The sequence below is a fragment of the Legionella anisa genome, assembly GCF_001467525.1.
GTDB classification, from domain to species: domain Bacteria; phylum Pseudomonadota; class Gammaproteobacteria; order Legionellales; family Legionellaceae; genus Legionella; species Legionella anisa.
Window position 1 is genome coordinate 646,014 of sequence record NZ_LNXS01000029.1, and the last position, 21,669, is coordinate 667,682.

Sequence of the window (21,669 nt, forward strand, 5' to 3'; positions counted from 1 at the left end):
AATCATGAATTATCAATTAAGTGAAGAGCAACACAGTTTTTGGCAAAAACAGGGATTTGTCATTTTGAGAGATTTTCTCTTTATTAATCTGAAACAACATCTGCAAACCTGGTGTGATGAATTAACATCTTGGCCTGAAACACCAGGAAAGTGGATGAAGTATTTTGAAAAAAATGCTCAGGGTGAACGCCAGCTTTGTCGCGTTGAAAATTTTATTGATTATCATAAAGGGATGGATGAGGTTGCTAATGGCTCACGTACTTTAAGCTTAGTGTCCTCATTAATGGGAGAGCAGGCCTCTATTTTCAAAGAAAAAATTAACTATAAATTTCCGGGCGGGGGAGGTTTTAAACCGCATCAAGATGCTCCTGCTTTTATTAGCTTTAACCAAAGATTTCACATAACTATGATGGTGGCAATTGATGATTGCACTTTAGAAAACGGTTGTTTACAAGTAGTTACAGGAGGAGCGAATAAACCTGTAATTCTTCCTCAAGAAGCGGATGGGTCTATTAAAAAGGAAATTGCAGAGACTTTCCAGTGGACTCCAATTGAATGTAAAACAGGAGATGTCATTTTATTTGATTCTTATTTACCTCATTATTCTGAGGCAAATCGCAGTAATAAACCGCGTCGTGCGATTTTTATTACCTTTAGCAGATTTTCTGAAGGCGGGGCGAAACGTGAAGCTTATTACCAGGATAAACGAGAAAAATTTCCTCCAGATTGTGAGCGTGATCCCAATAAAGATTACTCAGCCGGTGCTGCTATTTATAATGTCGCTAATCCTATTAGTGAAATGATGCAATGAAGACAATGAATCATATCGACCAAAAAATTGATAGGGCTTTTCAGTATTTGTGGCTCTCCGAAGGCATGGATTACATTGGAGAGTCTGTTTCGCAATTAGAACATGCGTTACAGTGCGCCTATTTTGCCGAGCAAGCGGGACACAGCCAGGAAGTCATTCTCGCGTGCTTATTTCATGATATAGGGCATTTTGCCTCAGATACCAAGCAAAACAAGATGGCAGATTTAGGGGTTGTGCATCATGAATGGATCGGCGCGCAATTAGCCTATATCTTAGGATTTTCTGCAAAAGTTGCATTGCTTATTGGTAATCATGTGAATGCCAAACGCTATCTGGCGGGAAAGAAAAAAGACTATTTTGAGCGTTTATCTGCAGCAAGTAAGAAAACGCTTCTCTTTCAAGGTGGAGTGATGTCGGATGAAGAGATGCTGCACTTTGAGGCAAACACCCATTTTAAAGAGATATTACGAGTGCGAGTCAATGATGAAAAAGCCAAGGAAATTGGTTTGGAGGTTCCAGACCTTGTTTATTATCGCCCTTATTTATATAAGCATTTTGCAGAAACGTTGAGATCAGCAGAAAATATAGTGCTCCCAAATTATGTGGATAATTTATGGGTAGAGCAATTTAAGGCATCACTTGAGAATGAATGCACGAGTTAACTGGACTTAAGAATTCATCAGGAACAAAAATAAATATCGCACTATTTAGAAAAAAAAGTTAGAATTATTGATGAAAAATTTTCCATAATGCCAATATTTTCAATAAAATTTGCTTTTAAAGTCGGCTCGCCGCTCCATAATCCCAAGGGCCAAGAATGAATATGTACGCACAAACAGCTCAAGAAAAAAGACAACTCTGGATTATTTTACTGATCGTCTTAATTAGTTTTATTGGTTCATCTATTGCTTACCCCATTTTTCCACCATTGTTTTTACAATCTACGGATCAGTTAATTATTTCTCCGGAATGGAGTGAAACGAGCAGACGTATTTTGCTGGGACTAACCCTTGCAATTTTTCCTTTGGGGCAATTTATTGGTTCTCCTATTCTAGGAAGAAATTCTGATTTGTATGGTCGCAAAAAAATAATGGTCATCAGTTTGGCCGGAAGCATACTGGGGTATTTATTGACTGTCATCGCATTTTGGACAAACAGTTTCTGGCTCTTATTATTCAGCCGCTTTTTAACCGGATTCATGGAGGGGACTTTTGCTGTTGCAAGGGCATTGGCATCAGAATTAACTACAATTAACAAGTTTGTCAGCTTTGGTAGAATTAACAGCATGGCTGGCATTGGCTACATCATTGGACCAATCATGGGTGGTTTATTATCAAACCCAAATATTGTTCCCTGGTTTTCATGGTCATTCCCTTTTACTTTTGCAGCATTCGCTTCAATTACCACACTGAGCCTTGCCTGGTGGAAATTACCAGAACATAAAACTCTATCCAAACCTGAAAAAAAATCCATATTGGGCCAACTCAATATTATCCGACAATTCAAGCTCTTATTTCAAAATCATCCTCATTTAATCCATTTGCTCATCATCAGTACACTGTTTACCTTTGCAGTGGATATGTTTTACGAATTCGGCCCGGTTTATCTGGCCGGAAAATGGTTCATGTCTCCAGGCATGATCGCGATTTATAACGCTGCATTGTCAGCCGCCCTTGCTTTAGGTGCTGCATGGCTTCCTCATTATCTTTCAAAACATATGCCCATTCATAAAATAATAATCGTGGCTATGATGGCCACTGCCCTGATTTTTGCAGCAATGGTTGCTTTTCAATACCCCTCAGCTCTATTTTTATTGTTCACACTTATTGGGTTTAGTATCACTACTGTTACAACTACTATGACGATTCACATCTCAAACATGTCTCATACCGCCATTCAGGGCGAAGTCATGGGTGCGCAATTAAGTTTGCGTACTCTAGGTGACGCGATTATTTGTTTTGTTGGTGGTTTTCTGATTGTTTTGTCAATTGTTACCCCCATTATTTTATGCGGTATCACTGCATTGACTGCTGGCATTTTGTGCTTGGTATATTTAAAACCAGCTAAATAGGTTGTGATGCTTGAATATTATTGATGATTTTTTAGTTGTTTATTAAAAAAAGTGCATCAAAATTATTTAACTTATTAATTAATAGTGTATTTTTTTATTTTAGGTACACCTATAATTCTTTCAAAATCTCTGTTAAATTAATTCGTTGTTGTTCTTAGCAGAAGAAGTTTGCTTAAAGCACTTTTTTTCGTGTGGTTATTTTTTAAGGATGAAGAAATTGTTAAAGAGTAAATATGGATTTGCATTAGCTATTTTTGGATTAACTTCTATTAGTGTTCAACCAAGTATTGCGGCAACGTCGCCAGTAGTAAAAAAGCATGCTGTTTGGAAAGATCAGATTGAAAAAAAAGTTGACTGGTTTTCAATGAGTTGGCGTCCTTTTGCAACTGTATCATTAGGTGCGGCATTCACTGACGATGCAGGTAAGTCACAATTTATTTCTATTGACGATCCTGTTCAAGATGAGTCTTTTAGTTATGCTGCCGACAATACGGATCAATCTAGATTTATATACGGTGTTTCGCTTGGGATAGAAGTTCTATTAAATCCGAGTTGGTTTTTACAAACTGGATTTAGTTATTATCAACCCATGGAGTTTCATACCCAAGGTGTTGTGACACAAGGCGCATCGGATGTATTAATATTTGATTCATTTTCATATAAGTATGATATACAGGCACAACAAGTATTATTTGAAAACAAACTCTTGTATAACTTCATGTATCAATCGCTGATTTTCCATCCGTACATTTCAGGAGGTATTGGGGTTAGTTCAAATACTGCAAAAGATTACACGGTCAATATTGTACCGGAATTTAGTACCTTTAGTAATCAATTTAAGGATGAGACGCGTACCTCCTTCTCTTACAGAGTAGGGGCGGGTGTAGATTATGAGGTGACCAATCATATCCGTGTAGGTGTGGGCTATCGATTTTCTGACTTTGGTAAAGTGGAGCTTGGAAATGCTTCAATCGACGGAGTTGCAACATTTAATAATTTATCACAATCTCATTTATATACTAACGAAGTATTAGGACAAATCACTTTTGTGATTTAAAGGAGATGTAAAACTTAGTTTGGTTTTATGGAGACTCCAATAAAGCACAAAATTTACTTCAGATGCTTAAATTTTAGGGACATGATTGGCGTTTTGAGTGTGATCTAAATTGTCATGCAAGTGATTTAACTCATTCTTCTCACTCAATTGATAGTGTCTTGAGCTTTGGGCATCAGTACTTGAATTAAAAGATGTGCTTTTCGAGTAGCTAATTTTTTAAGCATCGATCAAAGGATGAACAATGAACTATAAATATCATTTGTGCGCGGTTGGTTTTTTGGGGGTTGTTACTTCAATGGCCAGTTTTGCCTTACCTTTCAATATTGCTCCCCAAGGTACTTTACCTACCACCGTTCCTGTGGGAGGAAGCGTGAATGCTGCATATACGGTGACAAACAACACCTTATCCATGCGTTTTAATAATTTTATTAAGTGGTTTCCGCCCAATGTAACGCAAATACTCGAGCCAACAGACGCGACTGTTTGCCCACTTTTTTTTAATTTAGGTCCAAATGGTTCGATTAATCAAAGTTGTACTTTAAAGTTGAAAATATCTGGCGCGGTCAATCGTAATGATCCTGATCCGCACCATCATTTATTTGCTTGCTTCCCTGGGGGTAAAACTTGTGCCGGCCCAACACCTGCTAATTCGTTAAACGTCACTGTAACCAATGCCCCACCTGAAACTCAAATTTCTGTTGCAGTAGGAGGCTATGGAACTTTGACTTCAGGATTTCCGCTTGTTTATATAAGTAATAATAATGGCGCTACCTGGCCTACTCCAGTATTACCGCCAACTATTGGTCTACCCGGCAATCAAGCAGCACTTATTGCTGTTGGGTGCAATGGCAATCTCTGTACTGCCATTGGTGCGGTTCTCGGAGAAGTAGACGACGCTCTACCTTTTTTCTATTCAAGCTCAGATAGAGGGGCGAGCTGGTCTGCGCCTAGTTTCTTTGCACGAACCGGTCCTCTTGCGACAAGTAATGAGATTTTCATTGTTACTGTGAGTTGTGTGGGTAGCAATTGTGTGAGTGCAGGAACATGGCGAGACAGTGTTACTGGAAATGCTTATCCACTGAGCTATAGGAGTTCTAATAATGGAGTCACCTGGTCTCAGCCTACGTTTTTTTCAACTGCAGCTCTTCCACCTGGAAACGAGGGCGCGAGACTGGGCTCAATTAGTTGTGTTGGAACAAATTGTTCTGCGGTTGGTTTTTATAATGACGCTACAGGTGATCGACAACCTGTGAGTTATTATAGTGCGAATAATGGCGTAACATGGTCTGAAGCAATCATACCAAGCACGGCTAATTTTCCAGTTGGATATGTAGGTGGTGCCAGGTTGACGAGTGTAAGCTGTGTTGGAACTAATTGCAGTGCTGTAGGTGAGAGTCCTAATCCAGCAGATTCTAACGTCGACTTGCCTCTAAGTTATACCAGTGCAAATGGTGGAATTTCCTGGTCTTCAGTAAGGTTTCTTTCAACAGCTGCACTGCCACCTGGAAACGGAGGGGCGTTTCTAAATAGCGTAAGTTGTGCAGGGACTCGTTGTTCTGCAGTAGGGTATTATACTAGAGAAACTCCCGACGGTGCTGATCAACAATTACCTGTGAGTTATTTCAGTGCAAATAATGGAGTGACTTGGTCAGAAGCTATATTTCCTCCCACAAGCGGGATTCCTGCAGGCTTTGAGAATGCCCGATTAACCGGAGTTTCGTGTAAGAATAATATATGTTCCGCTGTAGGTTTTTATGTTGACGCAATGGAGAATACATTTCCTTTAACCTATCAAAGTTTGGATAATGGAATAACCTGGACCATCTTTTTGCCGAGTATCGCCTCTATTCCTGGCGCTATTTCAGCTCTTACGTTTAGTGTAGGTGGTTCTGAAAGTGGTCTTTTACAGACCTAATAGGAAATGGGGCTAACCCAAGGTGTTTCTTGGGTTAGCAATATTGTGCTGTAGGCCTGAGGGATCGTCAGTTTTTCATTTAAAATTTCTCTACGTACTGCGCTTTATGCCTGAGAGATCCTCACAAAATTTAACCAGGTAGAATTCATTTGTTACTTGAATCCATCCAGCCTAAGGAATGGACGCCCTATATCGAAGTCAAAAAGGCTGTCATCCCTGCGAAGGCAGGGGATGACAGTTTTTTAGGTATAGCTGTAAATGTAGAATATGTATTTTCCTGTTTCGATTTTGTGAGGATCTCTCAGGCTTTATGCGCGGTACGTAAGCCAAAAAATTAGTGGAAGTTTTTCTTATCAAAAAACTGACGATCCCTCAGGTTTTTGTAGACCCTAATTACAGGTGTAACTTCTTTCTTGTTCGGGACCGTTGTTTTCAATAGTAGAAGGTCTTGATAAAAATCCATAATTGAGCATACCTGATATTGGCCATTGTAATTGCTGATGCTCAATTACTTTACCATGGCATGAACTCAAAATAAGTTGTCCGCTCTGATTAAAAATAGAGAAATTTTTTTTATCGGGTAAATTTTGGATTGCTTTCTTCGATAAGGAGGTCATTCTGGGGTTAGTGATAAGTGCTGCATACATAAAATCCATGCGGCTTTCTAGGGGTTCATCACGCATCGATTCAAAATACTTTTGCGCGCAAAAAGATAATGAGGCTGCACTGCCTGCGAGTGTTTTTACAAAGCCTTTTTCCCCAGAAGATAGTCTGCCTTCTTTCATCAGAAAATTACCTTCATTATCTGCCAAATAGAAACTATTTTGCTCTTTACGAATATCCAAACTTCCTAATTTATAGGTTCCATCGTTACAACCTGTAGGACCTAAGGCATCAGTCACAAGTATAATTTTGTTTTTAACCGCGTTTTGAATGAGCGAAATAAATGAGGGGGATAAATGTACCCCATCAATAATGAGTTCCACCCCAGACGGACAATGCTCAGGATTTTCAAGTATCCATTGTACTACATGGCTTTTGGCGTCGCTTAAAGTAAGGGGGCGTGTTTCTCTGCTACACGATTCTTGGCAGCCATTGCCCAAATGAGTAAACCCACAAGCGCCTGCTGCAATAGCACGGCCAATGATCTCCTTATCATCCGGATTGCAATGGCCAATAAATACTTTTACGAAAATACCTTCTTGCTCAAGTGCCTTTGTCTGTTTAATAAAATCTTCTGCACCTAATAAATCAGGCGCAATTGTTATTTTCCAGTGTTTAATATGAGGCGCTACGTCAATAATATCCCTGAATTGCTTCATACAAATACTGTTTTGTAGTGCCTCTTCAGCATGAGCACCTTTGCAACTTTTTGAGATAAAGGGGCCCTCTAAATGCACACCAAGGATCTGGGTACAGCCTGGGATAGGATTCTGTTCTTGTTTCTGAATGAAATCATTAAGTTGTATCAGTGATTTTTTTAAGGCGGGGATAGGCATGGATACTAGAGTTGCTAATGCATAAGAAAGCCCTGTTCTTCCTAGTGCTTTGACAATACGCTCCAAGCCCTCAGTACTTATTTCATCGCCTAAATCAGCGAAATCAATACCACCTTGACCATGAACATGAGAATCCAACATTCCTGGCATGAAGAAATAACAGCCTTTAGAATCAATTATTTTCTCCTCTTGGAGAGATGATAAATTAGCATCAATATTGAAAATTATCCTTGACCCATCTTCAGTAACGTGCACGTGTTTTAATTCTTTAATCCCGGCATCGTTGTAGACATAAATATTTTTAATTAGCATTTAATACCCTCCTTGGCTGAGCTCCACAAACAATTGCTGGGCGCTTAATCTATTCGGTCAGCGTTCTAAAGACATATTTTAGAACCCGGACCCCATCAGGAAATGCCCTAGAGTTTCACTGCTAAATTGGCTAAAATCGCATGTCGATAAATTAATTTCTTTATGATTCATTGGCATCCTGCATCATTGTAATTGTAACAAAATATGGGAATGAGATGAATGAAGACCTTTTTAATTAATATTGATCGTCTTTCTTCTAAATTCCTATTTATATCGGATATAACACCTCGAATTCTCGGAGAAAATATTTATGTTTAGCCGCATTTTTGTTAGGGAAACATCTGAAGGCATGGCAAGTAAAGCTGCTCGAGCTATTCAAATGACAATCATGGAAAATAATAAGAAAAAAATACCTACCGTTTTGGGACTGGCAACAGGGAGTACTCCTGAACCTTTATATAAAGAATTAGTTCGTCTGCATAAAGAGGAAAATTTAGATTTTTCATTAGTCATCACGTTTAATTTAGATGAGTATTTAGGGTTAGAACCAACCCATGTTCAATCTTATAATTACTACATGCATCATCATTTTTTTGATCATGTTAATATCAAAAAAGAGAATATTCACATGCTTGATGGAACTGTTCCACTTCAGTCCATTGAACAGCATGCGAAAGAATATGAAGAGAAGATTCAAGAAGTCGGTGGAATAGATATTCAAATTTTAGGTTTGGGTGTGAATGGCCATATTGGTTTTAATGAACCGGGCTCCTCATTTGATTCTAAAACACGATTAATCGAGTTAGATGATAAGACTCGCGAGGCGAATAAGCGATTTTTTAATTCAAAAGATGAAGTGCCAACCCATGCAATAACAATGGGTATTAGAACGATTTTGCAACACAGTAAAGCGTGTTATTTGCTCGCGTCAGGCTCAGCAAAGGCAGATATTATTGCTGCTGTTAATCTGGCTTCTTCACCGACTCAAGATATTCCGGCAACCGCTTTATATGCTCATAAAAACGTTACTATCCTACTTGATAAAGAAGCAGCATCTAAGTTGCCGTCCTCGGTTAAACCAATAACATCGCCATTACTGTCTCGAAGTATCTATGCTCCTAAAAATTCAGAGGAGTCAAAAATTGTTCCTGTTCATGATGGCCTCAACGATACAAGTATCAATCTAACCTGATAAGATCGAAAATAGAATATCCAAACCCTACATTCAGGAATGACGAATATGGGGTTAATTTCTTTATTATTCTGTCACCAACAATGAGATTCTCATTGGTTAATATGGACTAGATATCTCATTTTTAAATGAACTACCAAAACGCCTAAGAACCGTCGCTAAATATGCGAGAAATCCCATTATGGGGGTATAGACGACCATGCATGAAAATAAATAAATGCTATAATATTTATACAATTTGTTTTTTTTTATTTTTATGAGAAAAAATGAACTGGCGAAATTTCTGGATGAAAATCAAGACTCAACTTTGGATGAGATTCATGAGTTAAGAAAAAGCTATGAGTCTTTAACAAATCTGAGTGGTGACGATGAAATTCCTGCTCAAATTCAAGAGGAATACGAGCATGTGGTGCGGGTTGTGTATGATCCATCTGTACCTCACTATCCTTTTCGATGGAAAGAATTTATTCCTGAGATTATGGAGGCGGACTTACACGCAATCTCCGATGGTTTTACAGCTGGCGACCTGGTTTATGGTATAAATGGTGCCCGTATCATGTTATTTAATGCCTTGCAAAGTGAGCATCGAGATGATTTTACTACTCGACTTGCTAATGGAACACACAAGGCTACTATTGATCCTTATATTGATATTTTTCTCAAGGACTCATCAAATCCAAGCGATCCTTTTTATGTTCCTGCCCAATCATTCAAATCTTATGCAACGCTTTTTAAACCTGAATTAGAGCAATTTTCTCCTTCATGGCGAGCAGAGGACAATGCACCTTTCATCAAAAAAATGTCTAAATTAGGCATTATGTGGGTATTAAATAATGAAAATAAACTTCATTTTGTTTTAAACAATATTGATTACAAAATGTGCTTTGAGAAAAGATTTGATAAGATAACCTTCGCTGAACTTCGTTTTCTTTATCGACATTGGGAGCAATTTAAGCCTTTTTATGAAGAAGGAAAAATTAACTTTTATTTTTTGAAAGAGAAACAACTAGTCAAAGTGGATGCTCCTTGGGAGTCTAAGCCTGATATTGTGAGTACGTATGTACCCAAACATTCCCACCAAAAGAGTTACCACGCATTTTTCAATAGTTTCATCATTAATCTCATCACAAACGAAATCAAAACTGAAAAATGGAGAACTGGATTATGGGGATTCGGAGGAGGCTCTCCAATTACAGTTGATGGTCAGCAAATAAAAGTTCCCCATCGGGTTGCCCAAATTTATAACATTGCCAATGATAATACACTAAGCTTAGCGGCTAAGTATTTGGAGGTTATGAAGTTAGCACGTGAGGCGGTTGATAATCCTAGAAAGTTACAAAAGCCAGAGACGACGGCGTTTTATCAGGCAATTCTTGATTTTGACAAAAAGCTTTCCCATCAGGCAAGAGCTGGAGAAATCAGATTTTTTAGATCCAAATCAGAATTGGAGCAGCAACAAAATTTGCAAAAAGATGAGGACACCCAACGCCATCAACCTACTTAATTTTTGTTTACCTCTTTATATCGAGAGCAGAAAATTGTCAAAATAGCGATTCCCCAAGAAATATCATATATATTTGTAATCGTTTCATTCCTGGTAATAAAATGCTAAAAAATAATATCGCTTAATTTCTCCCGTGATTATGTGTGCTACGCATGTGAATTGTCATAATACATCTCCTGATAGTCCCAAGACTGGAAGGTTGAGGAAGTAGTAGGTTGGGTCATTTTGACCCAACAATTTAAACTATATAACTACGACCGTTCACATATTGCAAATAACAAAGTAGGCTGGGCTAAACATAGTGCAGCCCAGCATGGAGTTATCATCATCCTATTGATTACCTACCTGGCCATTTTGATAATTTAGCTGGCTTTTTCTATATTGTGTTGGATAATTCGGTTGACCAGCTTGATAATTAACTTGATTGTTTTGATAATTTAGCTGGCTTTTCTTATATTTTGTTTGGTAGTTCGGCTGGCCAGTTTGATAATTAACTTGACCATTTTGATAGTTTAGCTGACCATTTCTATATCTTTTTTGATATTGTACCTGGCCATTATCATACCCTACGTTGCCTTTATAATACTTGGTATGACCATATCCAACGTAGGTATTATTGTTGTAGTAACCGTGGTGCTTATTATAGTTTCTATAGCCGGTGTAATATTTTGTTTTTCCAGTATTATAGAGGACATTGTTTGAGTAATATCCTCTTCCTCCAGAGTAATAGCTAGGCCTATAACCATATGAGCTATAGGGATTATCATAATAGCCATCATGCCAGCCAGCTCCATAACTACCTACTCTATAATAATTAGTTGTATATCCTGGAGGAGTATAACCAGCAGAATAAACATGATTGGCGCGGTATCCAGGTGAATTCACGGTAGTCGTGGTACAACCACCTAGACCTATTAGCGTTGCAGCAATCCCCACGAGCTTAATTGTTTGATTCATAATGACCTCCTGTCGTTAAAATGCAATTTTATTGTAGTATGAGATTATTATTTGATCAAATGGATATTTATTTATTCAGTTTCATTGAATTTGATAGGAGTTCATCGCGATGCTTGGGATGTTTAGGAGCGAGCGTACGTTAAACCTCTATTTTTGAGAATGGATAAAGTCTTTTATTTCAATAAAGCAATAGCGGAGAAATGGCTCATTGAGTTTTATTTTAGAAATTCCTTCTTTATGATCTTTTAAAGGAATTACTTCAATTAGGAGGGTGTTTGCATCCGAGTTAAGGGCGTTAATGGTTTCTTTTGTGTCCACTCCGTATCGGTCTGAATCTAATCTTCCATTTCCATGTAAGAGGCAATTACGAATTTTAGAAATATTGACTAGCATGTTCCAATGCGTGTTATCAATAATGTACCCTAGTTCGCTCAGAGCGAGTTCAAATCGTGATATGCTTGCATTTTTCTTAATGAGCAATTGGGTACATTCATAATACAAGGCTTCTTCTAATTTGGCATAAATTTGCAGGAAGGTCGATTCAACTAGAGTCTGTATGCTTTGTTCATAAAACTCTAGAGCATGCGTTTCATCCATTGTGAGTTCATTAATTTTTTTCTTCGATTCGAGATGCGCGATCTCTTGTTGAATGGATGCGGTCATTAATTTGTAGAGTTTTAGTTGATATTTAAAATGAATTGTTTTTAGAAATTTAAATTGTTTCATTGCTCATTATCCATGTCAGATAGTTGTTCTGCCAAGAAAATAAACTGAGTAGAATAACACTTTGAGTCAGTTATGTCTCATCTGAAGATGTTGAGTAGCCAAGAGCTCTATGCCCTAACTCCTCATGTGTCAGAGTGGTTATTTCTTCGGAGCTAAAAGCATGCCTTTTTTTCACGTTATTCGTGGCTTGTCGAAATAAGGGATCAAAATTCAAGACGTCTTCGGGACCTTCAGTGGACTCATCTAAATCGTGCGGTAATATACTATAGCTGTGTTTTACTCGAGCTTCTTCTTTGTTTAAACGGAGTAGCTTATAGAGATAATTTATTGTTGAGTCAGCAATTTTATAAGCACCAGTTACTGCCAGGGCGGGTACAAGTAAAATAGAAACTATGGCAGCTGTTGCCGCAGAACCCACAGCAACCGGTGCAATGAGCAAAAAGAAAAGGATGCCTGTCGTTGATAATGAGGTAATTATGGGGCCATTTCCGTGGTTTGACGTCATAATATTTTGAGGAGGATATAGCCAGTTTGTGAATTTTTCAGATAACTTTCCAGCAGACCATAAAGCACCGCCGATAAGGATAACAGGAGAAAGGAGAGCAAGCATGGCCAGTAACAATGCTACTATCACTACGCTTGCAGCAGCAGTAAATGGCAATAGGAGTGTTGTCAATATACCAGTCAGGACCTGTTTCATTTTTCTATCATTAAAACAATGTGTTTTTTATTTTAACAGGAAGACCTTAAGTAATTCTTAACTGAATTCTGCGCATAAAGCGGCGAAATGTAGTCTTTTTGATTTTCTGAATGATGCGTTTACTGATCATCGGGTGACTTCTTAAGCTATACTTTTTGTATGGAATATAAAATAGAAAATATTAATTATGCTTAGCAGAGAAGAGCGTCAACGACGCGAACTTGAAGATCAACGACGTAAATTTGTGGATTCACAAGTTTTAGTGGAGAGCATACGTCAGAATCTTTCAGATTGGCAGAAAACTGAAATGCCTGCCCAATATCGTGATGCCCATAAGGATGTTACAGAAGCGGTAGGTAAAGAGCTTGATCGATTAGACACCGTGCTTAAGGAATTAGACAAAGCTCAAGTCGAGGCGCTTTCTCCTGATGAAAAAGGCCGTCTTAACGAAGCTTATGAGTCGCTTAAAGACCTGAATAAGAAGACTACAACAGCTCAACTACTGAGTAATGCTGTAATTATGACTTATGATCTAAGCAAAGAGGAACGGGTTGATCCAAAATCACTTCAGGAAGTGGGTATAAATTCAGTGAGAGTCGCATGGAACTTGGCAACTGACTTAGCTTTTGATAAATCCACATCCTTGACTGAAAAAATGATAGGTTTTGCTAAGGCCTGCGGTAATGGAGTAATTGGTATGTGTCAAGGTGCCCTACAAGGATTTGAGGAAGGCAAAGGCTTTTTTGACACAATAAAGAATATGGTTACGGGAAGTTTTGAACAAGGCATGGGAGGATATAACAAATCACTTGCTACGAGTTTGTTGGGCGAGAAGGAACGAGGCAAGCAAATTATATCCGATCTTAGAAGTGCACATGACAAAGTAGCGCAGGAGTTAGAAAATGATCCTGATAATCCCATAAAACAGGCACGAAAAGCAATTATTGACGAGGAAGCCAGATATTTAGATGATCTTGAAGAAGATTTAAATAATAGTGAAGGTGAAAAACTCTCAAAGACTGTGGGTTCCTTAGAACTATTGCAATTAAGCAATGCAGGTACGTCGCTGCAAAGCTCTGGCTTATCATTCCTGCATCGTCTTGTTCTTGGCGATGACAAAAAATTAGATCCCGGGCTAGTAGAAAAATTAGGAAAGGATACGGTAAATATCACCAGAAATATAAATCAAATACTTGATGATTCGTCTAAAAGTATGCCATCAAAATTATGGGATATGACTAAAGCCTATGCCAGTGCAGCAGGAGATGGAATAACAGCATTCATAAAGGGTTTCGAGGGGGGCGGCAGTTTAAAAGAAAAATACGTAAATGCTGTAGAAAAAGGTTTTTCTACGTTTATGGATAAATTTTCTAAAGCTCTTGATAAAAGTAATGCCCCAAAAAAATCAGATACCGAGATAGAGATGTCCCTAATGAGTGCTCCTAAATCAACGCAAAAAACAATACCTCAAGGAACCACTCTTCCACCAAGTAATGAATTACTCTCTCCCAGAGAGAAAGAGTCCACGAAAGTGGGGACTGTTAAAGAAGAAAGAGACCTGAGTATAAAACACAACTGATATCAACAGTTTTATCCCGACTCATTTATTAAGGAATACGAATCACAGCAGGATCAGGGAACTACTGAGCGCATGATGGGATTTTGCAGTGAAATCAGTGTCTCTGTTGATTGAATTTCATCGATAAGCTGAATTTTATTAACGAGTAACTGCTGTAACGTATCTATGGATTGACACATTACTTTAATAAAAATATTAAAATGATGACCAATCGTGTAATAAGCCTCGATGACCTCTTCTAAATCTTCCAATTTCTTTAAGACCGCTTGATAATCTTTCGCATGGTTGAGCGTAATGCCAATGAAACAACAGACATCATATCCTAATCGCTTGGGATTAATATGTACATGCACTCCCTCAATAATACCCGCTTGCCGCATTTTTTCTACGCGAACATGAATTGTAGCAGGACTTACAGCACATGCTTTAGCGAGTTCTGCATAAGCAGTACGAGCATTTTTTATTAATGAGTTCAGTATTTTTCGGTCAAGATTATCGATTGGATAATTTTCTAGGTCTTTCACGGGTGTTTATTAAAATTTATTTAATTAAATGGTAATTTTAATGGATATTATTTTATTTATCTACATTTATTTTAAATCGGTAATAAAAATAAACTAAAAATTCAATATAATGTTAGTCTCATTTAATTTAGAGGCAGTGTGATGAAACAGGCATTTATTGAAAAACAAAAGCAAATAAGCTTTGTGAAGGGTTTTTTTTCCCGTGAATTGGAACAAAAATTAGGTCTTATTGAGGTGCAAGGACCATTATTGACTTGTGTTGGGGATGGTGTACAAGATAACTTGTCTGGCACGGAACAAGCTGTTTCTGTGAAGGTTAAAGCCATACCCGATCATTCTTTTGAGGTTGTTCATTCCTTGGCAAAATGGAAAAGAAAATTACTTGGAGAGTTTGCATTTCAGGCAGGAGAGGGCATTTATACTCATATGAGCGCTTTAAGACCTGACGAAGAGGTATTAAGCGCAACCCATTCGGTTTTTGTGGATCAATGGGATTGGGAACGTGTCATAGATCAGGCAGATCGTTGTTTAAGTTATTTGAAAAAAACGGTCATTGAACTCTATGATGCAATAAAAAAAACAGAACATGTGGTGAGTGAGCTTTATGGTCTGACTCCATTTCTTCCTCAATATATTCATTTTATTTACGCCGAAGAATTACGCGCTTTATATCCTCATCTATCGCCTAAAGATCGAGAGCGGTCTATCGCTAAAAAATATGGGGCTGTTTTTTTAATTGGGATCGGTGGTTCGTTATCCGATGGAAGACCTCATGATTTACGTGCTCCTGATTATGATGATTGGAGTTCAGTGAATGAAGTAGGATTTACCGGCTTAAACGGTGATATTTTAGTTTGGAACCCGATACTTGCAGATGTTTTTGAAATTTCTTCTATGGGTATTCGAGTCAATGAAACCATATTAAAATATCAATTGGCATTAACAGGTTGTCAGCATCGTTTGGATTTTGATTGGCACCAGAAATTAATATCCGGCTCTTTACCTCAAACAATTGGCGGTGGTATTGGTCAATCTCGTTTAGTGATGCTTTTATTGCAAAAAAAACATATTGGCGAAGTTCAATGTAGCGTTTGGCCTGAAGCTTTAGAAATTTGACAACCCTACCAAAAAAAGCGAGTGTAATCTAAGACATTAATACACTTGGATTACGCTTGCTATCACATAGCTCTTATTCAAAATTTTTTCTGATAATCTCAGTCTTACATCGTTTTACCGAATCGGTTTTCAACTTCTTCGCCTACTTCATGACTGTCTTCATAAAATTTACGTAATCGCACCATCGAGACGAATCGCTTACCCTCAGAATTGGTATCGGCAAATTTATCAAAAAAAGCGCTCCATTCACCATTAGATGCTTTTAAAGCTATTCCAAAAGTATCAGAGCGTGTTTCCTTTTTACTTCATTTTGCGTGATAAAATGGCTCAGAAGATGAGTAGCTATGAATTGTGCTTTTGATTAAAAAATTTGTAAATTAAGTACTAAAATTAGTATATGGAGATAAAAGACACATTTACATAAATGGATATAAATCACAGACTCGCAAAAAGCTCTATTGTTTTCAAAGAATATGTGAACAAGTATGCGTATATAGGCTTGGGTATTTCTATTTTTAGTATTTTCATTGCGTCACTTATTGTGTCTTATCAAATAACAGGATTCATCAATCTGAATGGTTTTGTTAGAGCTCAAACAACAAATCCTGCCATATGGATTCTTGATCTCAGTCCTTTTCTCTTTGCCTATTGGGGCCAGTCATTTTGTCATGGATTGGCCAACACAGCAGAATCGCTTGTAGCAGATAAAACTAAGGAGCTTCTATATAAAAGTGGTGATCTTGAATCAAAACTTAAATATGAAAGTGAACATGATTATTTTACTCAACTGCCCAATGCACTCCTGTTTAGTGAACAAATCAAACAAGCAATTGATAAGATTGAGAAACCCAATGAGTTGGCAGTTATTATCTTAAAATTGAATGATTTTAAGGTCGTTCATAACAATTTCGGTAATTTTAATGCGAATAGCGCCTTAATGCAGTTTGTTAAAAAATTAAAAGATATGTTGATCAATCCTTTCATGCTACAAGCTACTATGGGAATAAACAGCATTGCTCGGATAGAAGGTGATGAGTTTGCTTTATTGTTACCAAGATTAAATAAAAATATTAATTTCAACACCTTGTTAGAGGCCATTATTGGGGCAACCACTCTTAATTTTGTTGTAGATGGTGTTCATGTAAACATCAGTACTACTGCAGGTGTAGCCATATATCCTCATGCTGGGGAAAATGACGTTTCATTAGTGAGTCATGCTCGAACTGCTGTTTTCCATGCAAGAAAGAAAAATAAGCCTTTCGCTCTTTATAATTCGAATATGGAAGACGACTTTACTTCAAACCGAATTGTGATGAGTTCGTTAAAAAAATCAATAGAAAACCAAGAGATCGAGATCTATTATCAACCCTCAGTAGAGCTGGCAACAGGTAAAATAATTGGTGCCGAGGCTAAAGTTCGTTTTGTTCATGAAAAATATGGATTAATCAGTGCGGAACAATTTAATCCGCTTATTGAAGGCTCAAGTTTAATTCAACAACTAAGCTCATATATGTTAATCGATGTCATAAAGCAACTCGTGCTTTGGCATCAAGAGGGGTATAAAATATTTGCCTCGGTTAACTTGTCTGTTCAGGATGTTATTGACGGGAAATTACCTGATTTTGTGGAGAAATTACTTAATAAAAATAAAATTGCACCCGAATATTTAATATTAGAATTCAATGAACGTGCCTGTTTATCTGATCAAGAAAAATCAACTGAGGTGTTAAATCAATTAAGCAAATTAGGCGTTAAAATATCGATAGATGATTTTTGCAGTGGATATTCTTCATTTACATATCTGGTAAATTTTCCTATCAATGAAATTAAAATTGAAAAATCCCTCATTTTGGACATGATTAAAGATAAGAAAAAATCTAAAATTGTCGAAGCGATTGTTAAGCTGGCACAAACTTTAGAGTTAAATGTTTTAGCTGATGGGATAGAAAATCAAGAAGTTAGAGAACAACTGCAACAGTATGGTTGCAAGTATGGGCAGGGGGGTTATTTCTCACGCCAGGTAAGTCCTTATGAATTTATGGCTCTGTTAAATTCTGGTGTAACGAGAAAGTAAAGCAAAATCAATTTCATCCTTTTTCCCTTCCGCAGAAAAAATCTTCCAAATTAAACTATACTAATCATACAAATTGTTCTTTTAATGTCCACGATTAATGCCATAATCATTGAGGAGTTGATATATGTCTCATATTAAAAAGATTTTTATGATCTTGATTGTAAGTTGTTTTGTATCTAATTCTTTTGCAGCTTGGGGATATCATAAATCTACCACTGTTTGTAAAGGAGGCACCTGCCATCATACAAATGTTAAAAAAGGTTGTGTTGATGGTCATTGCGGTAAGGTGCGGACTGGTACAACCTGGCATAGATAGTAGGTAGATCATGAGATCACACTGTGATGTGATCTCATTTAAGTTCCATTAGTTGTAGTAATCAAATGATTTAAGTAATCCAGTGTTTAATGAAGTAATTAATTTGACCGAGTCGACTACCCTCTTTCATTATTGATCACAAATAATACTTATTGATTTGATAGTGATATAAAAGTAGTGATGTTATCATTGCCATGTAAAAACTAAAGGACTACAATGGTGCCATTACTTTTGTTCCATCCTGCAAAAAAGCTGTCTTCTAATGCTTAAAACGAACCCAATTATTTATTGGGCTGTCTTTGATTAATAGTTAAATTAACGATTAGAGCCATAAAAATATTTTTGAAAAGAAGTGAGAAATAAAAACTATTGACACAAGAAATCTCTCTAAGGAATCGAGATTTACAATAAAAGGAGCTTATTATGTTTCATGTAGACAATAGTGGTGAAGGCAATTGCATGTATTATGCATATGGCATTTCTTTAATGTATTTTTTACGTGCGAAAAACACTCCACAACTGACAGAAGATATTTTTAACAAGTTAAAACTTAAAGAAGATGCTAAAGTCAGTTTGCGAGCCCTATTGTCTAAGGAAGCAAATCAAGAGTTTACCTCCCATGAGATCAAAACAATTATTGAACCCATATTGGGTAGAGCAACACGAGATTTGGCTGCGGAACATACAAAACATGAATTCAAAATGTTTCCTAAAGATTCACCATTATTTACTGCCTCTAAATACGGTTTAGAATATTATTTTAAGCAACAGTTTAAGACGAAGTATCAGGAGTTGTCAGGACTCATCACGCATGAATTTACTCATGCGGATTATACTGAAGCAGAAATATATCGAGTTAGCGGCATGAAAACTGCAATGGGAGAATTTGCCAAAGCACGATTCCTTCAGGTCAAAGAAGAGTTTTCCCGCGAGTGGTCAATTAAAGAACAAAAAATCAAATCAACCGGTAAACGATTAAGTGAAACGGCGATTCAATCTCACAAAGCACATCTTTTAGATAATATCCTGAGAAAAGAAACGGTTGCATTTTTTTCAGCAGATAATGATAAGCATCTGATTCAATATACAAATCATCTACAAAATGAGTATACATGGGGTTCGGAAGAAACACTATTTGTCTTACATCGAGCCATTCAAGGTGAACGTATGGTGCGTAATACAAAAGGAACTATTGATACCTTCTATGATCATGAGATCGTTTTACACCTTCACAGAAATGATAGCAGTCCTTTTATTCAATCTGGAAATCCAGTAATGATTTTGAATAATAAAGGGAATACACATTGGACTTCTAAAATACCGAATTCGATATTTTCAATGAACCAATCCACTAAAACAACTCAAACCGATTATCCTGCAGAAATTGCTCTTTTTGTTAAAGAAAACAGACAATCGGGTCCAAAAGTAGCAAAAGTGCTGAGAGAGATGCATAAAAAAGGGCTGCTTGAAGGCAATGAACAATATTCCCCTGAGCGGTGTAAAGAAATAGCGGAACACTATCTAAATTATGTAAAAACACACAATCGTCGTTTTCTAATCACTGAGGTAGAGTACTTTTTAGAAGAAATGGACCAACTTATTAAGAAAAAAACGGTCATTGATAAAACCACTGCAGTTGACACAAGCCCCACGATAGAGGTGAAGGAAACGAATTCTCAACTGCAAGTGACTACTACAGACGCCCCTATGGAAGAGGTAGTACCTGAGAAATTAGAAACCCAAGATGAGACATTGAATACCCCAGTTGCAGAATGGCTCACACCCTTTGTTCTGCCAGAATATCCCATACCAAATGGTGAATTTACGAGCAAAGATAAGCACTTAGCAAAGAAGAATGACAAACAATTTACACATCCTTATAGCGATGAGGAAGTCACCATGTTGTGTCAGTCGATTTATGATTGGGTCGATACCTTAACGGATAGATCATTTAGAAGTTTAATCAATTCCTCACTAAGAAAATATGAATCGAAAATATGGGGAAGTCTTTGGGGAGCCTCCAGGAGAACAGAAGTTGCGGGTTATTTAGAGGGAAATTGTAGCTCGAAAGCACTTGCCCTTATCCTTATAAATGGAGATGCAGAGTCAACATTCAATGCGTGTTTGTTTGTCAAAATAGTAGAAACAATTAAAAAAGAAATTGATAGGCAGCCGGGAATGTTGGAAGAGCCAAAATATCAATTAATTTCTCAATTGAATTTAGAGGAGCATGGAGCGTTTTATCTTACGAAAATGAAATCTCATGATGAAACGATTGCAGCTTCGCACCATCAACTACAAGATGTTTCGAATTTAACATGTTGAATGCTAGGCATTTTAGTCCAGACTATTCGCTATAGCTAAAATGTAGCCTGGGTGCAGCGCAGCGAAACCCGGGTTTCACTTCGTTTCACCCAGGTTGCTTGCTTCCTTCCTTCGCAGGAATGACAACCCCAGAGTCCAGAATATATAGGCTTAGATCTTGTCAATAGTTATCGGAGTTGATCCTTTCTGGTCTTCTGTAGTCTGAGTATTCGCATTGAGGGAGTCTTTTGCTGTATTAAAAACTCCAATTTTTACCAAAGCATTACTTAAAGTTTGAGGATCTTTGATCTTAACCTCTGCTTGGGCAAGTGCAGCTGTATCCGGTATTGGGGCAGGTATATCTATTGGGCTATTATTGACTTGAACTTGGGCTTCTGATTGCGGATACGTTTTGGATAGAACCCCTTCTGTTGATGCAGTTTTGGTTTGCAGAATCGCCCCAACTAGCCCCATGCTATCTGCTAATCGTATACCGGCTTCTACATATTCTCTATTAGCAGACTCTAGAATTAACTGAACCTCTTTTCCAGGAAAAACTTGATTCAGCGTGCCATCGAATAAACAAGGTGTTGGTGCTTTGTTGCTAGTACACAAGTTTAAATCACCTTTATAGGTTACTTTACTCAGGGTTGCTTCACTGTAGTTTTTGCTTTGCTTGATGGTAGATAGTAGTTCAAGTAGCTTGGTTTTAATATCATCATTGGTATAGGGGGTTGGGATATCCGCCTCTAATTTTTGTAAGTCCGATAATTTTAATTCCTTCTTAATTAAAGCAAAACCATTCGATAAAGACTGAGTCCTTTCATGATAACTTGAGATGGCAAGCTCTCCTTTGGGAGTAATTGCATAGTGGACATAAATTTTTGGCATGAATAACCTCCCTTATTTTGGATAAAATAAGGATGAATAGTGTCCTTCCGGCAAGGCTGTGTGACAGAGTTTAAATGATTTTGTAAAGTACGCTCTCCTTAAATTGTGGAGATTTACTCAA

17 protein-coding genes are annotated in these 21,669 nt (G+C 37.4%); 11 read left to right on the plus strand and 6 right to left on the minus strand.

Annotation, left to right across the window (positions count from 1 at the left end):
* The first annotated feature begins 4 nt into the window (after positions 1–4).
* The 5 genes from Lani_RS12040 (at position 5) to Lani_RS12060 (ending at position 5,854) form a co-directional block, all read left to right on the plus strand.
* Entirely contained in the window at positions 5–811 is an 807-nt protein-coding gene (locus Lani_RS12040) for a phytanoyl-CoA dioxygenase family protein (RefSeq protein ID WP_019234977.1), read from the plus strand.
* Positions 808–1,473, plus strand: coding sequence for an HD domain-containing protein (locus tag Lani_RS12045; protein ID WP_040523186.1), 666 nt, complete (start codon positions 808–810; stop codon positions 1,471–1,473). Before Lani_RS12040 ends, Lani_RS12045 begins: the two co-directional genes overlap by 4 nt.
* A 155-nt stretch (positions 1,474–1,628) precedes the next feature.
* Positions 1,629–2,882, plus strand: coding sequence for an MFS transporter (locus Lani_RS12050; RefSeq protein WP_019234979.1), 1,254 nt, complete (start codon positions 1,629–1,631; stop codon positions 2,880–2,882).
* A 208-nt stretch (positions 2,883–3,090) separates the two neighbouring features.
* Positions 3,091–3,939, plus strand: coding sequence for an outer membrane beta-barrel protein (locus Lani_RS12055; protein ID WP_085956470.1), 849 nt, complete (start codon positions 3,091–3,093; stop codon positions 3,937–3,939).
* Positions 3,940–4,180: 241 nt separating this feature from the next.
* Complete coding sequence (locus Lani_RS12060) at positions 4,181–5,854, plus strand: sialidase family protein (RefSeq protein ID WP_019234981.1); 1,674 nt, start codon at positions 4,181–4,183, stop codon at positions 5,852–5,854.
* A gap of 389 nt (positions 5,855–6,243) precedes the next feature.
* Here the strand turns inward: Lani_RS12060 and Lani_RS12065 are convergent, their stop codons facing one another.
* Entirely contained in the window at positions 6,244–7,665 is a 1,422-nt protein-coding gene (locus tag Lani_RS12065) for an N-acetylglucosamine-6-phosphate deacetylase (RefSeq protein WP_019234982.1), read from the minus strand.
* A 310-nt stretch (positions 7,666–7,975) separates the two neighbouring features.
* Between Lani_RS12065 and nagB the strand changes: the two genes are divergently transcribed.
* Both nagB and Lani_RS12075 read left to right on the plus strand, forming a co-directional pair.
* Positions 7,976–8,857: a glucosamine-6-phosphate deaminase gene (nagB, locus tag Lani_RS12070; RefSeq protein ID WP_019234983.1), complete on the plus strand. Its 882-nt coding sequence runs from the start codon at positions 7,976–7,978 to the stop codon at positions 8,855–8,857.
* A gap of 256 nt (positions 8,858–9,113) precedes the next feature.
* On the plus strand, positions 9,114–10,361 hold the full coding sequence (locus Lani_RS12075) for a hypothetical protein (RefSeq protein ID WP_019234984.1): 1,248 nt from the start codon (positions 9,114–9,116) through the stop codon (positions 10,359–10,361).
* A gap of 330 nt (positions 10,362–10,691) precedes the next feature.
* Here Lani_RS12075 and Lani_RS12080 read toward each other — a convergent pair whose 3' ends face one another.
* The 3 genes from Lani_RS12080 to Lani_RS12090 form a co-directional block, all read right to left on the minus strand.
* Complete coding sequence (locus Lani_RS12080; RefSeq protein WP_019234985.1) at positions 10,692–11,318, minus strand: hypothetical protein; 627 nt, start codon at positions 11,316–11,318, stop codon at positions 10,692–10,694.
* A gap of 147 nt (positions 11,319–11,465) precedes the next feature.
* Positions 11,466–12,044: a hypothetical protein gene (locus tag Lani_RS12085; RefSeq protein ID WP_019234986.1), complete on the minus strand. Its 579-nt coding sequence runs from the start codon at positions 12,042–12,044 to the stop codon at positions 11,466–11,468.
* 70 nt (positions 12,045–12,114) lie between these two features.
* Positions 12,115–12,744, minus strand: a complete 630-nt coding sequence (locus tag Lani_RS12090) for a hypothetical protein (protein ID WP_019234987.1) — start codon at positions 12,742–12,744, stop codon at positions 12,115–12,117.
* Between the two features lie 187 nt (positions 12,745–12,931).
* On the opposite strand from Lani_RS12090, the gene Lani_RS12095 reads away from it, so the two are divergent.
* Entirely contained in the window at positions 12,932–14,323 is a 1,392-nt protein-coding gene (locus Lani_RS12095) for a hypothetical protein (protein WP_019234988.1), read from the plus strand.
* A 53-nt stretch (positions 14,324–14,376) separates the two neighbouring features.
* On the opposite strand, the gene asnC is transcribed toward Lani_RS12095, so the two are convergent.
* Positions 14,377–14,847: a transcriptional regulator AsnC gene (gene asnC / locus Lani_RS12100; RefSeq protein WP_019234989.1), complete on the minus strand. Its 471-nt coding sequence runs from the start codon at positions 14,845–14,847 to the stop codon at positions 14,377–14,379.
* A 141-nt stretch (positions 14,848–14,988) separates the two neighbouring features.
* On the opposite strand from asnC, the gene asnA reads away from it, so the two are divergent.
* The 3 genes from asnA (at position 14,989) to Lani_RS20775 (ending at position 20,678) form a co-directional block, all read left to right on the plus strand.
* Positions 14,989–15,963, plus strand: coding sequence for an aspartate--ammonia ligase (gene asnA / locus Lani_RS12105; protein WP_019234990.1), 975 nt, complete (start codon positions 14,989–14,991; stop codon positions 15,961–15,963).
* A 424-nt stretch (positions 15,964–16,387) separates the two neighbouring features.
* Positions 16,388–18,037 carry a putative bifunctional diguanylate cyclase/phosphodiesterase gene (locus Lani_RS12110; RefSeq protein WP_019234991.1) on the plus strand — a complete coding sequence of 550 codons (1,650 nt, stop codon included), beginning with the start codon at positions 16,388–16,390 and terminating at the stop codon, positions 18,035–18,037.
* Positions 18,038–18,776: 739 nt separating this feature from the next.
* The gene (locus Lani_RS20775) at positions 18,777–20,678 is read left to right on the plus strand and encodes a hypothetical protein (protein ID WP_019234993.1); all 1,902 of its coding nucleotides are present in this window, start codon (positions 18,777–18,779) and stop codon (positions 20,676–20,678) included.
* A gap of 150 nt (positions 20,679–20,828) precedes the next feature.
* Here Lani_RS20775 and Lani_RS12125 read toward each other — a convergent pair whose 3' ends face one another.
* Positions 20,829–21,548 carry a hypothetical protein gene (locus tag Lani_RS12125; RefSeq protein ID WP_019234994.1) on the minus strand — a complete coding sequence of 240 codons (720 nt, stop codon included), beginning with the start codon at positions 21,546–21,548 and terminating at the stop codon, positions 20,829–20,831.
* Positions 21,549–21,669: the final 121 nt, after the last annotated feature.